Genomic DNA, 1,043 nt, shown 5'->3' with positions numbered 1-1,043 from the left:
TTCTTCTCTTTCTTCAAGTCCATGATCTCGCTCATCCACGGGAACGGGTTGGTGGTCCCTGGATACTCTTCCTTCAAGCCAATCTGCGACAGACGACGGTTGGCGATGAACTTGAGGTAGTCCTCCATCATCGCCGCGTTCATGCCCAGCACGCCGCGCGGCATGGTGTCGCGTGCGTATTCGATCTCCAGTTGAGTCCCTTGCAGGATCATCTGGGTCGCTTCTTCCTTCATCTCGGCATCCCACAGGTGTGGGTTTTCGATCTTGATCTGGTTGATCACGTCGATACCGAAGTTCAGGTGCATCGACTCGTCGCGCAGGATGTATTGGAACTGCTCGGCCACGCCGGTCATTTTGTTGCGGCGGCCCATGGAGAGGATCTGGGTGAAGCCGCAGTAGAAGAAGATGCCTTCCAGCACGCAGTAGTAGGCGACCAGGTTGCGCAGCAGTTCCTTGTCGGTCTCGACGGTGCCGGTTTCGAACTTCGGATCGGAGATCGAGCGGGTGTATTTCAGGCCCCAGGCCGCCTTTTTAGCGACCGATGGGATCTCGTGGTACATGTTGAAGATTTCGCCTTCATCCATGGCCAGGGATTCGATGCAGTATTGGTAGGCGTGGGTGTGGATCGCTTCTTCGAAGGCCTGGCGCAGGATGTACTGGCGGCACTCCGGGTTGGTGATCAGGCGGTACACGGCCAGCACCAGGTTGTTCGCGACCAACGAGTCGGCGGTGGAGAAGAAACCCAGGTTGCGCATGACGATGCGGCGTTCGTCGTCGGTCAGGCCTTCGGGGTTTTTCCACAGGGCGATGTCGGCGGTCATGTTGACCTCTTGCGGCATCCAGTGGTTGGCGCAGCCGTCGAGGTACTTCTGCCAGGCCCAGTCGTACTTGAACGGCACGAGTTGGTTGAGGTCGGCGCGGCAGTTGATCATGCGCTTTTCGTCGACGGCGACGCGGGCGGAGGCGCCTTCGAGTTCGGCGAGGCCTTCGGCGATGTCGAGTTTGTCGAGGGCGGCCTTGGCGCGGATGATGGCGGCGGAGTC

The 1,043-nt window shown here is 59.3% G+C and carries 1 protein-coding gene; it reads right to left on the bottom strand.

Features of this window, described 5'->3' with window-relative positions; translation table 11 throughout:
• On the bottom strand, positions 1 to 1,043 hold a 1,043-nt coding region (locus ACW9IB_RS29450), incomplete at both ends, for a ribonucleotide-diphosphate reductase subunit beta (protein ID WP_457416834.1).

The organism is Pseudomonas sp. SDO524_S393 (genome assembly GCF_054071875.1).
This window is presented reverse-complemented; position numbering and strand designations above follow the sequence as displayed.